This window comes from Paenibacillus sp. FSL R10-2771, from assembly GCF_038000205.1.
Classification (GTDB): domain Bacteria; phylum Bacillota; class Bacilli; order Paenibacillales; family Paenibacillaceae; genus Paenibacillus_AQ; species Paenibacillus_AQ phytohabitans.
Window position 1 is genome coordinate 6,148,284 of the sequence record NZ_JBBOBM010000001.1, and the last position, 16,524, is coordinate 6,164,807.

At 51.6% G+C, this 16,524-nt stretch carries 12 protein-coding genes and 1 riboswitch; of the genes, 2 read left to right on the plus strand and 10 right to left on the minus strand.

Annotated elements, in window-relative coordinates:
• Positions 1-119 precede the first annotated feature (119 nt).
• Positions 120-803, minus strand: coding sequence for a hypothetical protein (locus NSU14_RS26520; protein ID WP_042133982.1), 684 nt, complete (start codon positions 801-803; stop codon positions 120-122).
• A gap of 187 nt (positions 804-990) precedes the next feature.
• The gene (locus NSU14_RS26525) at positions 991-1,677 is read right to left on the minus strand and encodes a M50 family metallopeptidase (RefSeq protein ID WP_042133981.1); all 687 of its coding nucleotides are present in this window, start codon (positions 1,675-1,677) and stop codon (positions 991-993) included.
• A 212-nt stretch (positions 1,678-1,889) separates the two neighbouring features.
• Here NSU14_RS26525 and NSU14_RS26530 point away from each other — a divergent pair, with 212 nt between their 5' ends.
• Complete coding sequence (locus NSU14_RS26530) at positions 1,890-2,399, plus strand: hypothetical protein (RefSeq protein WP_042133980.1); 510 nt, start codon at positions 1,890-1,892, stop codon at positions 2,397-2,399.
• Between the two features lie 52 nt (positions 2,400-2,451).
• Positions 2,452-3,156: an AIM24 family protein gene (locus NSU14_RS26535; RefSeq protein ID WP_042133978.1), complete on the plus strand. Its 705-nt coding sequence runs from the start codon at positions 2,452-2,454 to the stop codon at positions 3,154-3,156.
• A gap of 82 nt (positions 3,157-3,238) precedes the next feature.
• Here the strand turns inward: NSU14_RS26535 and NSU14_RS26540 are convergent, their stop codons facing one another.
• The 8 genes from NSU14_RS26540 to NSU14_RS26575 all read right to left on the minus strand — a co-directional run bounded on the left by NSU14_RS26540 (position 3,239) and on the right by NSU14_RS26575 (position 16,520).
• Positions 3,239-3,694 (minus strand): Dps family protein, encoded by a 456-nt coding sequence (locus tag NSU14_RS26540; RefSeq protein ID WP_340947807.1) that lies wholly within the window; start codon positions 3,692-3,694, stop codon positions 3,239-3,241.
• A gap of 231 nt (positions 3,695-3,925) precedes the next feature.
• Positions 3,926-5,404 (minus strand): potassium/proton antiporter, encoded by a 1,479-nt coding sequence (locus tag NSU14_RS26545; protein ID WP_042133975.1) that lies wholly within the window; start codon positions 5,402-5,404, stop codon positions 3,926-3,928.
• An 87-nt stretch (positions 5,405-5,491) separates the two neighbouring features.
• A complete protein-coding gene (locus NSU14_RS26550) occupies positions 5,492-8,038 on the minus strand; it encodes a discoidin domain-containing protein (RefSeq protein ID WP_340947808.1) in 2,547 nt (848 codons plus the stop codon).
• 220 nt (positions 8,039-8,258) lie between these two features.
• Positions 8,259-9,773: a glycosyl hydrolase gene (locus NSU14_RS26555; protein ID WP_340947809.1), complete on the minus strand. Its 1,515-nt coding sequence runs from the start codon at positions 9,771-9,773 to the stop codon at positions 8,259-8,261.
• 211 nt (positions 9,774-9,984) lie between these two features.
• A complete protein-coding gene (locus NSU14_RS26560; protein ID WP_340947810.1) occupies positions 9,985-12,501 on the minus strand; it encodes a PA14 domain-containing protein in 2,517 nt (838 codons plus the stop codon).
• Positions 12,502-12,538: 37 nt separating this feature from the next.
• Positions 12,539-12,619, minus strand: a riboswitch (cyclic di-GMP riboswitch).
• A gap of 137 nt (positions 12,620-12,756) precedes the next feature.
• The gene (locus NSU14_RS26565) at positions 12,757-14,130 is read right to left on the minus strand and encodes a sugar phosphate nucleotidyltransferase (RefSeq protein ID WP_042133969.1); all 1,374 of its coding nucleotides are present in this window, start codon (positions 14,128-14,130) and stop codon (positions 12,757-12,759) included.
• Positions 14,131-14,675: 545 nt separating this feature from the next.
• Complete coding sequence (locus NSU14_RS26570; protein ID WP_340947811.1) at positions 14,676-15,134, minus strand: hypothetical protein; 459 nt, start codon at positions 15,132-15,134, stop codon at positions 14,676-14,678.
• Between the two features lie 45 nt (positions 15,135-15,179).
• Positions 15,180-16,520: a UDP-glucose dehydrogenase family protein gene (locus NSU14_RS26575; RefSeq protein WP_042133965.1), complete on the minus strand. Its 1,341-nt coding sequence runs from the start codon at positions 16,518-16,520 to the stop codon at positions 15,180-15,182.
• Positions 16,521-16,524: the final 4 nt, after the last annotated feature.

Consider the following 16,524-nt stretch of genomic DNA (forward strand, 5'->3'; position numbering starts at 1 on the left):
TTACTATATTACCACATTTATATATTACACGATTCGTTATCTATTTCTGCGAATTGGATTCAAATTTTAACCTATATGTATGATCACTGCCTATTGTATCCCTGCTGCATTCCTTACATTTATCTCGTTACAACCTTTCCCAAGAGAGTCATCTCCACCTCAAGCTGCTTATAGAGTGCTTCCGCTTCCTTTACAAGCTGCATATCGCCGGAACGTGCAGCGAGCAGCAGCAATTTATCCGCCTGACGCCGCAGCTTCTCCGTGGAGACCTGCTGCTGATTTTGGGCTCTGGCCACTTCCCTTTCTGCTAATAATCCCTCCATTTTGAGCAGTTCTACATGCTTCTCAACATGAAAACAACACTGAGCGCCCAGTACATCCGTATGATGTGAATATTCCATTCCGAGCTTCTTGAGCGGCAGCTCACGTATACGTTCTACCGTGGGCTGTCTGTATTGCCACTGCAGCCAAAGCGCCTCATGTATGCCTGCAGGCATGCCTGACATCGTAAATTCCAAAGCAATAAACCTGCGTTGCCCGGAATGGATTTTGCCCAGCTTCAGCAGCAGTGAGCGTCCTTCTCCTTCTTCTGCTGTACACCCGTAGCATCCGGTCACCGTAACGTGGCTTTCCAGCCATACACGCAGCTCAATTTCCCGGGCTACAACCTTTCGGCTTTTCTTGCGGAATTCCTCTCCTTGTGACACTCCTTTCCACTCCACGAGCAGGATAATATTCTTCGCACCTCCTGCTAAAATCCGATCCTGGCTCCAAGTAAATATGGGCTGAATACTTGCTTGCATATTTCCACCTCTTTCTTTTTTTGGGTCTTCTATTAATGTACCAATAATGGCGGACAACTCCTTGTCATGGAATATATGTTCGGTCCTATAATATCGACAAAAAAAGAGCCAACCTACCACTAAAGGTAATTGCCTCTTTGCGAAAGTCTATTATTTTGTCAAAATATGACGAACACAGTTTTGCGCATTATAGGCTTCTTGCCCGGTTAGCTTTTTTTTCTTCCCTGAAAAAAAAGCCCAGCGCCCACTTGGCACATAGCAGCGAGAAGAGGAAGAACAGCAGTGCCCACAATATAGCCGGCAGCGGCGTTAATCTGGCCAAATTTGCTGCATCCCCCGCACGGGAAGGCGTCAGTACCGAAGCCGTTACCAAAAATAGCGTCCCCATTACGGACTCCTCCAGAGTCAGAAATGCAAGAAATAAATAATAATATTTGCTGACCTTCGGCCAAAGGAACAGCATAGCGGCATTCAGCAGAATAAAACCGCTCAGCCAAATCATCCCAAAGCCGCCCCGTACATAGAGCACCAGCATCACCAGCGCAACACCGCTGGCCATAATCAGCCCCCACTGCCGCTTGTCTCTACTATATAGATAGAAGAGCAGCAATGAGAACAGTGAAGCCAGAGGATAACCGGCCAGCGATACAAGAATTGCCCTCCCCCCTGCGGCAATCGCTGAATAGGTTACACCGCTATGGTCGGGATGCAGCTCTATCCGCAGCACACTCCCCGAGAGCAGCAGGGTTACCAGCGCATGGCCGAATTCGTGAAACATCGTATCCAGATTACGGAATAAGGATGAGAACGGAATAAACCGGGTCAACAGTGCAGAACCTGCCAGAAACAACAACGTTTTGAGCCATTTATTCACTCGAAGCAGCTCCTTTCCGTTCAAAGTATACGTTAATTTATGTGCACACTCAATATAATAGAAACCTTCATATGATTTGTACTGTATTACACATATGGTTACCTGCATAGACAGGAAGGGTAATTATGCCTAAAGCTGCCCGCACTGCCCAAATCAGGACCGGCTATGATAAAATAAGAATACAACAAGCCTATAACAGGTGGTGATCATTAATGAACAAACGCGCAACAAGAAATATGATAAAGCTGCTGGGGTCGGCCTTGCTGCTGCTCGGGATTTCTTTCACTTATGATATCCCTGCGGCCAAAGCCAACTATTTCACTGATTTATATAATGGACTACAGAGCTTCTCGGAGCTGCCCGGTGAAGTCAACAAACTGCAGGAGAGCTATCAGCAGACGGCGGAGGAACTGCAGAAAACAAAGGCGGAGCTTGGAACGGCAGTGGACGAGCTGGGGCAGACAAAAGACCAGCTGGACCAGTCTCTGCAGCAAATGGCGACCTACCAGGCCCAGAATGCCGCGCTGCAGGAACAGAACCGCCAGCTCAGCCAGGTCGTCGATGAACTGAAGAATGACCGTACGGCACGGGAAAATTACTATAACCGGATCAAGGTGACGGTAATCACCGGACTTGCTCTTATCCTGGGTTATTTCCTGCTGATCCGGCTGCTGCGCTTCACCATGCGCCACCGTTCCAGAAGAAGCGACCGGCTGCGTTAAGGCTGGAGGAAGAAGCGCATGTACACAGCACTGCACGAGGGGAGCATAAGGAATGAATGTTGATGTCCAGGATGAAGGCGACAGCGGCAGCGGACAGGCCGTTGCTTTTACCGTCGCAGAGAATGAAGAGGTTCATGTGCTCCATCCGCAGCAGATTATAGCCTATCAAGGCCCCTCTTCAGGACGGGCGGACCGGCTGATGGATGTGAAGGGCATGTACCGCAAACGAAAGCTGATCCGCTCGGATATCACCGGCCCCTGCCGGTTCGTGGCTGCATTGCCGCCCGGTTACCGGGTCAAGACGCTGCAGCTCGACGGCAAGAGCGATCTGCTCTATGATTTCAGGCATCTGTTCTTCTACAGCAAGGGAGTCACCATGCAGACCAGAGTATTGAATATGAAGAATATGCTGATTACCCGGGATATCGTCAAGGTGAAATTCTCCGGTCATGGCAGCATCGGCATTCTGACAGAAGGCACAGTCTGTGAAGCCGAGCTTGACCCGTTTGATCCGTTGTATGTCGATGCCGGCAGTATTATTGCCTATCCCGAGAATGCCCGGCTTGAGCTTACGGTCTACGGCAATCATCTCGCCAGCCAGCATATGAGCTATCACTGGAAGATGACCGGCCACGGGCCTGTGCTGTTCCAGGCCGGACGCCAGAGCAGGCGTTTTCAGCGGGATAATAATGAAGACGGCATTATCAAACGGTTCCTGCGCGAGGCGTTGCCGTTTGGCGGAGTATTTATCAAGTAAACCTGCCGGGATAACCGGCCATACTGCAAAGAGCGCCCGTGCGGATACCACGGGCGCTCTTCTTATATACTATTGTTACGGTTTAAGCCAGGTAAGCGTTCAGCATCCAGGATGTTTTCTCGACGCTTGTTCTAATACCGATCAGCAGGTCAGCCGTAGGCTGGTCGCTAAGCTCTTCGGCAGCAGAGATTGCCTGCTTCAGCTCTTCGGCTACGGCAGTGAAGTCCTTAACCAGCTGCGCTACCATTTCCTTCGCGCTTTCGCCGCCGGTTGCTTCCTTCAGTCCGGAGAGAGCCAGATATTGTGTCATTGTGGAAGCAGGTTGTCCGCCAATGGCGAGCAAACGTTCAGCCAGCTCATCCACATAACCGGCAGCTTCATTGTACAGCTCTTCAAATTTCTCATGCAGCGTGAAGAATTGTGCTCCGCCGACATACCAGTGGTAATGATGCAGCTTCACTCCAAGCAGCGTCCAGTTCGCTGTCTGACGGTTCAGGGCAGCATGCAATTCAGTATGGCTTTTAACTTGTGTACTCATTCTAATAACCTCCTGGGATGTGTATTTATTTGTTATTGTATTTAGACTCATTCTAAATCTATATACAATTTAACACAGATTACGCCTTAATGCAACTCTGTTTTATGATATAGGGTTACTGCAAATTCTAGCATTCCCCTTTCGGAACCTCCTATTATTTCGGTCACAATGCTGTAAAATCTGCTATATTGACACAAATCACTTCACCCGGCAGAGAAGCTCACATTTATCCTAAACCGATGTGATATCTGTCTCCGCCGCCTTCCCCTTCCCGCTCCGGAAGATCGCCCGCATCTCGTCCCGTTTGGTCTTGGGGCTGAGTACATATACTGTATCACCCGGTTCAATAACCGTGCTGCCATGCGGCGTCACGATGCTCTTGTTGCGGATAATCGCGGTGAACAGGATATCATCCGGCAGCCCGATCTGCGCAATCTGCATCCCGGCAATCGGCATATGCCGGTCAATCCCGATGTGGTTAAATTCGGAATCCGTCTTGCCAAGAGCCACGAGCTCCATCAGCGACGGCTGGGATGCATCCTCCCGTCCTACCAGTCTAAGCCGCGAGGCCAAGGGCGAAATGGTCGTTCCCTGAATGACCGCCGAGGTCAGGACTACGAAGAAAACGACATTGAAGAACAGCCGGCCCTGCGGAAGCCCCGCGAGCAGCGGGTAGGTCGCAAGCACAATGGGGACGGCGCCCCTGAGTCCGGCCCAGGAGATCAGTGTCTTTTCGCGGAAGGAGAACTTGGCAAACAGCAGACTGATGAATACACCCGCAGGTCTTGCTACTACCATTAGAATAACGGACAGCAGTATACCCTGCCAGGCAATATCCGCCAGCTCCTGGGGAAAGACCAGCAGTCCGAGCAGGATGAACATGGCAATCTGCATCATCCAGGCAAAGCCGTGATTGAAATTCATGATCGTACGGTGATACATCAGCTCGGAGTTCCCCAGCACCAGCCCCATGACATAGACGGCAAGCAGACCGCTGCTGTGGACCATCGCCGAAACCCCGTAGGTCAGAACCGCAAAGCCGATGGCCATCACCGGGTACAGCCCGGTGGAGTCCAGATTGATCCGGTTGATCAGATATGTAGCCAGCTTACCGATAAGAATCCCCAGCAGGAGACCAATCCCCATCTCCCAGAAGAAGGAGAGCACCAGACTCCAGATTGCAGTATCAGGATGCTGTATCCATTCGATCAGGGAGACGGTGAGGAATACCGCCATCGGATCGTTGCTGCCTGATTCTGCTTCGAGTGTGGAGGTCAGGCGTTTATCAATGTTTTTGCCGCCCAGTACTGAGAACACCGCAGCCGCATCCGTCGAACCGACAATCGCCCCGAACAGGAAGCTCTCCGCCCACGGCACGCCTAATATAAATCTGGCAAAAACACCGACAACCCCCGTTGTCACAAGCACACCTGCCGTAGCCAGCGACAGCGCCGGCTTCATGACCGGACGGATATCCTTCATACTCGTCTGCATTCCGCCTTCAAACAGAATAACCACAAGCGCAAAAATCCCGGCGATCTGTGTTAATGAAGCATTGTTGAAATAAATGAAATGGCTGAGCACCATCCCGGCAGCGATAAACAGAACCAGTGCGGGCATTCCAAAACGGGTGGAGAATTTGGTGGACAGCACGCCTACCAGCAGCAAAGCCGCCAGCAGCAGAATAATTTGATCTGCAAGATGAGTCATCGATCCGTCCGCCCCCTTTCCCATTCATACTTCGCAGCAAAAAACCCCGGTGGCTTCTTAAATCCACGGAGCTTATTATGCCGTCCTTTATTCTCTTGAATACACCTGCAGCTCCTGAATCGACCAATAGTTGCCTCCGGAACCTGTCTGCTGTATGCGGATATAACGGGTTTGGACCTGGGAAAAGGCAATTCTGGTCAACTCCAGCTTCCCTTTGCCGGATGCTACCTGTGTCCAGCTCTTGGCATCATCGGATACCTGGACGGTATATCCCCGCGGATAATCATACGACGATAAAGTATAAATCAGCTCTATGGCTTCTATTGCATGTACTGCACCTAAATCAATCTGGAAGTATTCACCTGATGCCTGATGTTTACCGGTATCCCAGCGTGTGCGCCGGTCCCCGTCAATGGCACTCTCCGGCTTCGAGGCTGCCGTGTTCACATTAGACGTAACCTTCCAGCCGGTCCGGTCCAGCGGGACGAGTCCGGTTGCTGTAATCTGCGTCTTCTCCGACATGACGCCAGAGCCTGACACTCTTACCGCATAAGTATACAATGTGCCCTCCTGCAGTTTGCGGTCAGTGTACTCTGTGCTCTGCACACCTGCCGCAATCACTTTCAGTTCACTGCCCGGGCCGTCGGCCCGGAGCACTTCATAGCTTGCCCCGGGAGCCTCCAGCCAGCTCAGATGCATCGACAGCCCTTTGACTGCCGCGGCCTTGAAGCCTTGCGGCGCCACATCCGCTACTTCGGAAGAGGGCTGCAGAATATACTGCACCGCCTCACCCGGAGCCAGCGTTTCGGTGAATTCCAGCACAGGTGTAGCATTCCTGCCCGACATATAGCTGCGTGCCTCTTCATAAGTATCTCCGCGGCCAAAGCGTTCACCCTCATATACGGTCTTCTCCGGCATGGTCACCTTTACTTTAACGGTCTGCTCGGTTTCTTCGAAATTGACAAAGTTCACAAGCAGCTTGTTGGATGTGGCTCCGCTGCCTGCCAGAGGCTCAAGGGTGGAAGTGTCTACCGCCCGCACATACACCAGTTTGTCAGCCAAATCATCTTTGTTCGTAATCTGGTAGCTCAGCGGCGCCCCGTGTGTGGCATAAGCCAGATCCAGCCGGCGCATAATACTTACGCGTGAATCTTCACCTTCTTTGGTATAATAAATCTCTGTAGCTCCCGGATCATGCTCCTCCAGGTTGAAGCCGTACTTGAACAGACTGAAGTTCTTGAAGAAAGCCGCATGCTGCACAAACATATCGGCATATCCGATATGCCCCCGCATAATCCGGTCAAACACCGCCGCAGTCCGCTCGGACGCGCCGTATTGATAGGCATCCACATGAGAATCCGAGGTGCCGAATTCGGTGGTGAGCATTTTTTTGCTGAGGCCGTCTACAGCTCCCCCAAAGGTCTTCAGGTTCTCTGTAAAGCTGCCTCCATTGCTGAAAATGTAGGATTCACCATAGGAATGCCCATTGGTCAAATCCGTTACTTCCTCCAGCTCGTTCCGCTGCTCCGGGTCCCGTTCCCAGCCGTCCGGATCTCCGCACTGCTTAAGCGTCCCCTTCTGATTACCGCAGGAATCTTCGCTGTAACCCGGCCAGTATGCCCAGCCCGGGGCCACCGTCTGCAGATGCGGTGCGATCGTCTTGCCTTTCTTATTCAGCCAGTCGGCTATCGCCAGATTGACTGCTTTGGAACGGTTGAACAGTCCGGGCTCATTATCCACCTCATAATACTGGAAATACTGGCCGTACTGCTTGAAATAATCGGTCAGCTTCTTCTCCGCATCATCCGGCAGTGAACCGTCTTCCTTGAGCTTGATATCACCCGTGTACAGATAGAGGGCAACAGCCTGCATATTATAATCCTTCAGGACCTCGTAGTACTCTCCCATATTCTCACAGGATCTGCCCACATCGCTGGCACAGCTGGTCCGCATAATGTTGCCGCTGTAGGCTAAACCCAGCCATTTCATAATATAAGGCAAATGCGTAACTGCACCTTTGTCAAAATAGAACTGTTTGTTGTTGACCATGGTTCCGGTCAGCGTATAGCTCCCGTGAATCGGCTCCTTGACCGGAGTCTTCAGTGCTTCCAGACTAAGGTTATCCCATGTCCACCAGTTATACTTATCCTCCGCAGCGGAGGAATAGATCCCGCGCGCTGCCCGCAGTGTCAGCTCGTTGGTTCCGCTGATGAGCTGTTCTTTGGGAATGTACAGCTCATAGGTTTTGCGGAAATCGTATTTACTGTCCGTACCGTTCACACCGGCAATCTGAATAATCCCTGACAGCTGCCGGTTAGAGAATACGCTCATCTGCGGTACGGATTTGTAGGCATCAAGGATGCTGACACGAAATAAGACCCCGTTAACCGGGATCTTATCCAGTTTGTAGGTAATCCGCAGTTCAGGATTGGTAGCGCCGTGCAGCCCGGACGGGATACTCTGAAGCTCCGCCGCCTTCACTGCGGTTGAAGCAACGCTGAATACCCCCTTGGCCCCGTTTGATCCGGCTGCTGTAAACTCTGCGGCTGAACCGTCATGCTGGCCCAGCCTCCATAGTACAGTCCCCTCCGGAACTGCGGGACCCGCATCCTTGGCTGCAGATAATTCCGACATGTCAACTTCCACCTCGCCGCTATTTGTCCCATCCTCTCCGAAGACAGAAACGGACAACAGAAACAAGATGATCAATGCTGCAAATTTTAGTAGTAGATGAATGGGTTTATTTCTCTTTGTTTTGAGTCTAGTCCTCATTCCCTTGTCCTCACTTTCTTCCAGGGTGGCTGTAATGTACCGGTTTCCGTAGAGCCGCATTCGTGATGACCAGCTTCATTCCTCAAGGAAGAGTCAGCGCGTTCTGGGGAATCACCGCCTGCTTCTGGCGCGGGCTTTGCCACATCAGACGGACGCTTGCGTCACCGTGATTCTCATAATACTCCACTTTAATATCGTAGGCAGTTGCGGCTGTAAGAGTTATACTTCCCTCCCGGCTGACACCGCTTTGCTTCTTCCAGCTGTCAATGATCAGCTTGCCGCCGATCCACACACGGATGCCGTCATCGGAAGAGGCTGTAAAAGTATACTTTTCACTGTAGACTGGCTTGATCTTACCGGTCCAGCGTACGGAAAAAGAGTCCTTGCCGATTCCCGGCGCTGGTGAATCTCCATGCCAGTTGAAGTCAATCCTGTTGTCATTCCGGGTAAGCAGCGGTTTGCCAGACAGCTCCGTATTGCCGAAATACTGCCCCTTGAGACCGTTGCGAGATACCGCTGTAAGTGCGTTGAGCTGAGCACTCAGTGCCAGCTTGTAATCATCCCGTGATACGGTGTACTTATTGCTCATAAAGCTTTGAATTTTCTGGAGATTATTATTCTCGAGCAGCATTTTCCCCCATGTCATCGTATATACCCATTTACTCTGGGTTTGAGACAATATGACAGGGTCTGGAAGCTCTCCGCTCTCCCCGATACCGATGGGTTTGCCGTCAGCCAGCTTCAGAAGGTTCTCGTAATAGGATTGCTTAAAGTCATTGTTATAAATATCGGCTGCCAGTACATCCACCTTGGCGGCACCCGGATAATAATTGCTGTAAGCCTTTGCCCACTCGTTCGGTGCATTCGGGTTCCATACCCACAGCAGATTATTCAGCTTATGCGTGTTCACCATACGGTCGTACACTATATCCCACAGCTGGGCAAAGTTATCCTTTTGCCCCCACCAGAACCAGTTGCCGTTCATTTCGTGATATGGACGCCATAAAACCGGAACTCCGGCATCCCGCAGTTCACCCAAGTACCCGGCTACCTCATCCAGCTCGGCGATTAGAGCTTTGTACTGCGGGGTTCCCGGAGTAACATAGGCGTCAAATTTATCCTGGCTCAGATTCATTTTTACATTAGCCCATTCGGGAGAGGTTCCCGGCAGATTCTGATGGAAGGTCATCGCCACAATGCCTCCGCCTTTGTGCCACTTAATGGCACTGTCTACGACAGCCTGACGCTGCCTGGCAATGGTCTCCTTGGACTGGTTGTTAATAGCTCCCAGCTCGTAGCCGTGCAGAACGGCATACTGCCCGCTTGCATTTTTAAGCTTATTATTGAATTCATCAGGACTCTCCAGATAATCATGCTGGCCGGAGATCATACCTTTGCCGCTGAGATCGGCAAGATAGCTTAACAGTGCTGTGGCTTCCTTGGAAGCGGAGGGATTAACGGGTTTGATGGAAGCGGCAGGAGTGTTTACGGGGCGTGCTACGGGAAGACTGCGCGCCTCCCCCCATGGCAGAAGTGAAAGGATAAGGATAATTGGAATAATTGTTGTATATAGCCTGTACTTACGGTAAGTGTTCAATATAATCTCCTTTCCCCGGGTTTCACTGCCGCCTTAGGCGTGCAGGTATGCAGTTCTCTGTTAAGAGGCTGCAATGAATTAACCGGATGGTCTATAGCTTAGTAGCCCTGCTAATAGCAGGGCCATTAAGATTGGACTTTATAGGATTTAGAATTGTAACGTCTTAACCAGTATCAGCGCCAATAATGAATACAGCTGCGGGGGTATGATCTTAGGAAGCGGAAGGGAGAAACAGTGCGCTCGCAGGAACCGTTGCCTTAACTTGGCTCGGACTCTCCCACATCAGGCGTGCTCTGGCATCTCCTTGATTCTCATAGTACTCCACTTGTATATCATATAGCTGACCGGCTGTCAGGCTTATGCTTCCTGTGCGTTCGGTCCCGCTCTGCTTCATCCAGCTGTCGATCACGAGCTCACCATTGATCCGTACGCGGATGCCGTCATCTGAAGTGGTATAAATCTGATAAGTCTCAGTGTATAGCGGCTTGAGCTTACCGCTCCAGCGTACAGAGAAGAAATCTATGCCGATTGCGGCATCCGGCGTGCCTTGACGCCAGTTGAAGTCAAGCACTGCATCGGTACGTACCACTGCCGGAGCACCAGACAACGTCATATTATTGAAATATTCCGCAACCAGCCCATTCGCCGCAGGAGCCTCGGCCGTAAGATTCTCCGGTAATGGAGCTTCTGCCGGCGTCGGTACCGCTGTTGGCGTTGGTGCCGCTGTCGGCGTTGGTGCCGCTGTCGGCGTTGGTGCCGCTGTTGGCGTTGGTGCCGCTGTTGGCGTTGGTGCCGCTGTCGGCGTTGGTGCCACTGTCGGCGTTGGTGCCGCTGTCGGCGTTGCTGTTGGCACCGGTGTTGGTGTTGATACTGGTAACGGCGTTGCTGTTGGTACTGGTGTTGCAGTCACAGCCGGAGCATCCAAAGCTGCTTTGCTGGCTGAAGAAGCAGCCGTGTTCACAAATAACGCACTTGTAGGGACAGTTGCCTTCGCCTGGCTTGGACTCTGCCACATCAGACGGATATTGGCATCGCCGGCATTCTCGTAATACTCCACTTTGATATCATACAGCCGGCCTGCCTGCAGGTTTATGCTTCCTGTACGCTCGGTACCGCTCTGTTTGGTCCAGCTGTCGATTACAGCTGTGCCGTCAATATAGACGCGGATACCATCATCGGATGTAGTGATAATCTGATAGGTTTCACTGAAAGAAGGTTTGATCTGACCCGTCCAGCGTATGGAGAAGCTATCCACTCCAAGCTTGGCATCCGGCGCTGCCTGGCGCCAGTTAAAGTTCAGCAGCGCATCATTCCGGACCAGAACCGGAGTGCCCGAAAGCGTCATGTTCTTGTAGTATTCTCCCTGAAGACCATTCTGAACGACGGGGGCCGTCACAGAATCATTGGAAGCAGGGGGCGGCGTCAGTATCGGTATTGGCGTTGCTGTCGGTACCGGCGCTGGTGTTGCTGTTGGAACTGGCGTTGGCGTTGCTGTCGGTACCGGCGTTGGTGTTGCTGTTGGTACCGGCGTTGGCGTTGCTGTCGGTACCGGCGTTGGTGTTGCTGTTGGTACCGGCGTTGGTGTTGCTGTTGGTACTGGCGTTGGTGTTGCTGTTGGTACCGGCGTTGGTGTTGCTGTTGGTACTGGCGTTGCTGTCGGTTCCGGCGTTGGCGTTGCTGTTGGTTTCGGCGTCGCCGTAGCAAATGTGCCTGCTTTATAATCGTCCCGGGTCACAGTATAGCTGTCGCTCATGAAACCTTTGATGGTAGCAACTGTGTTGGTTTCATACAGCATTTTTCCCCAGCTCATCATATATACCCAATTTTTCTGTGAGAGTTGCAGCTTTGCTGTGCTTGGCATTTGTCCATTCTCGCCAATGGCAATCGGTTTGCCATTCGCAAGTGCGAGCAGGCTGTCATGATATTTATTCATATAATCGTTCTCATATATATCTGCCGCGAGTACATCCACCTTGTCAGCCCCCGGGTAGGTCAGCGCATAAGGATCAGACCAGGCATTGGGTGCATTGGGGTTCCATACCCACAGCAGGTTGTTTAATTTATGAACGTTTACGAAACGGTCATACATAATATTCCAAAGCGCAGCAAAGTTATTTTTCTTCCCCCACCAGAACCAGTCACCGTTCATTTCGTGGTAAGGTCTCCAGAGTACGGGAACACCAGCATCCCGCAGGCTTTTAAGTGAAACTGCCACTTTGTCCAGATCTGCAATCAATGCAGTGTACTGTGTTGTACCCGGAGTAATATATTTATTGAATTCCGCCTGGCTCAGCGGTTTCTGAACATTGGACCAGAGGTATGCGGTACCGGGCAGATTCTCATGAAAAGTCATGGCTACAATGCCGCCGCCCTTATACCAGTTGATCGCGCTGTTCACAACATTTCTGCGTTGCGCCGCTGCTGTACTTTCCGATTGCCCGCTGATTACGCCCAGTTCATAGCCGTGAAGAGCAGCATATTGTCCGCTGGTTCCTTTCAGCTTGTTGCTGAATTCGTCCGGACTTTCCAGATAGTCATGTTGGCCGGTAATAATGCCTTTTCCAGTGATAGAATACAGATCATCCAGCAATCTGACTGCTTCGGTTGAAGCCTCCGGATTAATGGGCGCTTTGGAACTAGACGCAGCTTCTGCAGATGAAGGCATTCCGCCGAGTCCCAGAGGTACTGCAGTCAATAAAAGGGCCAGAGACAGCACAGTGCACAGCAAACGAGACTTACGGTAAGTTATCAAAATCCATCTTCCTTTCGGTAGCCAGGCTGCCACTCTTGCGAAGGCCCTATAGCTTTGCGTCCCTATCTTTCGATTAGGTTTGCCTTTGTCGTATTGGAAGGATTAATCCCTCTTACCGTAAGTATCGTCCCTATTTAGTTTTAATTTAGAGCAAAAATGAAATTTTCTTAATAAATGGTTCTTAATACCTGTTTTGGATTTGTAACAATTGGTTATATAGATAGATTAGACCTATGAAATGAATTGCTGCAAGGCGATATCTTCCCAATCCAAGGTGATTCGGATGTTATCTTCCTCCACCAGCTCAGAGCCGGTCTGCACTTCGATAAATTCCATATCTGTCAATGCCAGGATCGCATGCTTGGTGCCTTCCGGAATCCGTACGACATCCCCCGCCTTCACATTATGCATTTTCTCATTGAGCACAATGCTGGCTTCACCGCTGACAATGGTCCAGATTTCACTGCGTTTGTGATGCAGCTGATAGCTGATATTTTTACCTTCAGAGATAAAGATTCGCTTCGTCAGCACCTCATTGCCTTCCGCATATTTCACATAATCAATTACCTTGTAGTGGCCCCAGCGGCGTTCTTCGTACATCGGTCTTTGTTCAAAAGATTTCAGCACTTCTTTAATGCGCGGGCTCTCCGCCTTGTGCGTAACCAGAATTCCGTCCGGGCTGGCGGCGATAATCAGATCCTTCGCTCCGATCACGGTGATCGGAATGTCCAGCTCGTTGATCAGGCAGGTGCCTTCGGAATCTGCAGTGACGAAGCCTTTGCCGACATGATTGCTGGTCATTTCTTCAGTCAGCGTGTTCCAAGTGCCCAGATCCTTCCAGAATCCGGCGTAAGGCTGAACCACGATATTCTCTTCTTTTTCCACCACTTCGTAATCAAAACTGATGGAAGCCAGCAGTTTATACTGCTTCTGCAGTTCCTCATAGTTCAGCGGCAGTCCTTTGCGCTGCAGAATATCCAGCAGATAACCTAGACGGAAAGCAAACACGCCGCAGTTCCAGAGCGCGTTCCGGCTGATCAGCTCCTCAGCCTGCTTGCGGTCCGGCTTCTCCTGGAAGTGGCTCACCTGCAGATACCCGCTCGCCCCCGCTTCGGCGCTGGTAGGAATGATATAGCCGTATTTCTCGGAGGCATGCTCCGGAACTACGCCCATCAGCGCCAGATTGGCGCCGCTCTCCAGCATCGTGCTCTCCAGCTGCAGAACGGTTTCGAAGAAGGACGACTCCACATAAGGATCGACGGGCAGGATGGCTACCGTCTCGCTTGGTGAAACACCGGCGACCGAATACAGATAAGCTGCTGTCAGTGCGATGGCAGGGAAGGTATCGCGCCGCTCCGGCTCAACGATAATCGGCACCCCGCTGCCCAGCTGGCTCTGAATCATCTCTACCTGGCTGCGGCCGGTAGCCAGGTAGGACGATTCCGCCATCCCTGTCTCCTGCAGCTGTCTCCATACCCGCTGTACCATGGATTCCGGTTCACCTGCCGGGCTTTCCAGTACTTTCAGAAATTGCTTCGAACGTGAATCATTGGACAAAGGCCAGAGCCGTTTACCAGAACCGCCTGATAGAAGTACTAGTTTCATAAGTGAACCCTCCTAAGTTTATATGATGTCGCGAAAATATCGGATTGTTATTGGGAGCTGGCTGCGTTTGCTTAAGCCTAAAAGCGGCTGTTATGAGGGTCACTGCAAGGAATGTTTGGACTTTCGGCCGCTGTTGTCTCCGGATTTCCTGATTTAAACCGCTTATCGCGGTAGAAATCCGGAGACAAAGGCGGACGCTAACGCTCCTACAGTTCCAAAATCCCTCTCCGTTCCATTACATAACAGCTGGCTTATTCGCTTCGCCCGCAGGCGAAGCTCCCGGCTAAAGATCCGGCTATTGCCGCTTGGTTGAGCGGCAATTGAATCAGCTGCTGCCGCTTGTTGTTGCGGCAATTGAACCTGCGGCTGCCCCGCCTGCTTTTGCGGGGACAAAAGCCATTTCACGCTTGTTCCAAGGCGGCGCCGCTCAACTAAGCGGCGGTGAGAGATTTAAGGGATTAAATGCATCTTGTTCCAAGGGATTTCCGCTCGCTGTAGCAGCGAAGGGGAAACATAACACTCTTGTTCCAAGGTTTTACGTTCACTTACGCGGCGGTGGAATCAAGAGCACTAATGCCCCTCATTCCCTCCTTTGGCCCGCATCCGGTGAAATCAGGAGCACTTTTGCCCCTCATTTCCTCCTTTAGCCCGCATCCGGTGAAATCAAGGGCACTTTTGCCCCTCATTTCCTCGTTTAGCCCGCATCCGGTGAAATCAGGAGCACTTTTGCCCCTCATTTCCTCATACAGCACATATCTGGTGCATTCAGAGAGATTTTTCCCCTTAATTTCCCCATACAGCACACTTTTGGCGGAATTAGAGGGATTTTTCCCCTTAATTTCCCCATACAGCACACTTTTGGCGGAATTAGAGGGATTTTTCCCCTTAATTCCCCCGTACAGCACACTTTCGGCGGAATCAGAGGGATTTTTTCCCTTAATTTCCCCATACAGCTTACTTTCAGCGGAATTAGAGGGGTTTTTCCCTCTAATTTCCCCGTGCATCACACTTTCAGTGGGAGGCTGCAGGATCACTGATAGACCAAGAGCTTAGACCGCGCCAGCAACGCTGGCGGAGAATCCGCTAAGGCCGCCCATCTGCGGGCGTCCGACAGAATGATACTCCAGGCCGGTTCCTTCGATCTGCTCTTTGCTATAGACATTGCGGCCGTCGATCAACACCTGACGGCGCATGCTCTTCGCCAGCAGATGCAGGTCGATATCCTTGAACTGGCTCCAGTCGGTCAGGAGGCATACCGCATCGCTGCCTTCGGCAGCCTCTTCCGCCAGCCCGCACCAGCGAAGCTGCGGGTGATCATATTGCGCCCGGAAATTCTCGGCGGCAATCGGATCATAGAGCTTCACCGTGGCGCCTTCGGCTACCAGCGCTTCAACGATTTCACGGGCAGGCGCCTCGCGGACATCATCGGTGTTCGGCTTGAAGGCGAGGCCCCAGATACCGATGACTGCGCCGCGCAGGCTGCCCAGCGATTCATGCAGCTTGGAGATGATCATGAAGCGCTGGCCTTTATTGACCTCGACCACCGATTTCAGCAGCTTGAACTCGTAATCCACGTTACCGGCAATCTGGATCAGCGCATTGGTGTCTTTCGGGAAACAGGAGCCTCCATAACCGATACCGGCCTGCAGGAATGTAGATCCGATTCTCCGGTCCATTCCCATGCCCTCGGCCACCTCGGTTACATCAGCTCCCACTTTTTCGCATATATTGGCGATTTCGTTAATGAACGATATTTTAGTAGCCAGGAATGCATTTGAAGCATATTTAATCATCTCGGCGCTGCGGATATCCGTGACGAATACATTGTCCGTGAAGCCCTGATGAAGCTGGCGCATCATCGGCTCAAGCTCAGGATTATCGAGTCCGATCACGATCCGGTCGGGATGCAGCGTATCGCGGATCGCGGAGCCTTCACGGAGGAACTCAGGGGCGGAGACAATGTCGAAGGGATGATTCGTGTGCGAAGCGATCAAATTGCGGATTTTCTCATTGGTGCCTACGGGTACGGTTGACTTGGTCATGATGACCTTGTAGCCTTCCATTGCCTGCGCAATTTCAATGGCTGCCCCTTCGATATATCTTAGATCCGCTTCACCGCCCGGCAGTGAGGGGGTCCCTACGGCAAGGATGACGATGTCGGAGCGGCGGACCGAATCCTTAAGATCTGCCGAGAAGCTCAGCCTGCCCTCGCGGAGATTCATTTCGATCAGTGCCTCAATACCCGGCTCATAGATTGGGGATTCCATCCGGTTCAGCTTCTCGATCTTCGCCTCATCCTTATCCACACAGATGACATGATTTCCGTTAAGGGTGAAGCAGACACCTGAGACAAGACCTACATATCCGGTACCGATTACTGCGAGTTTCATACAA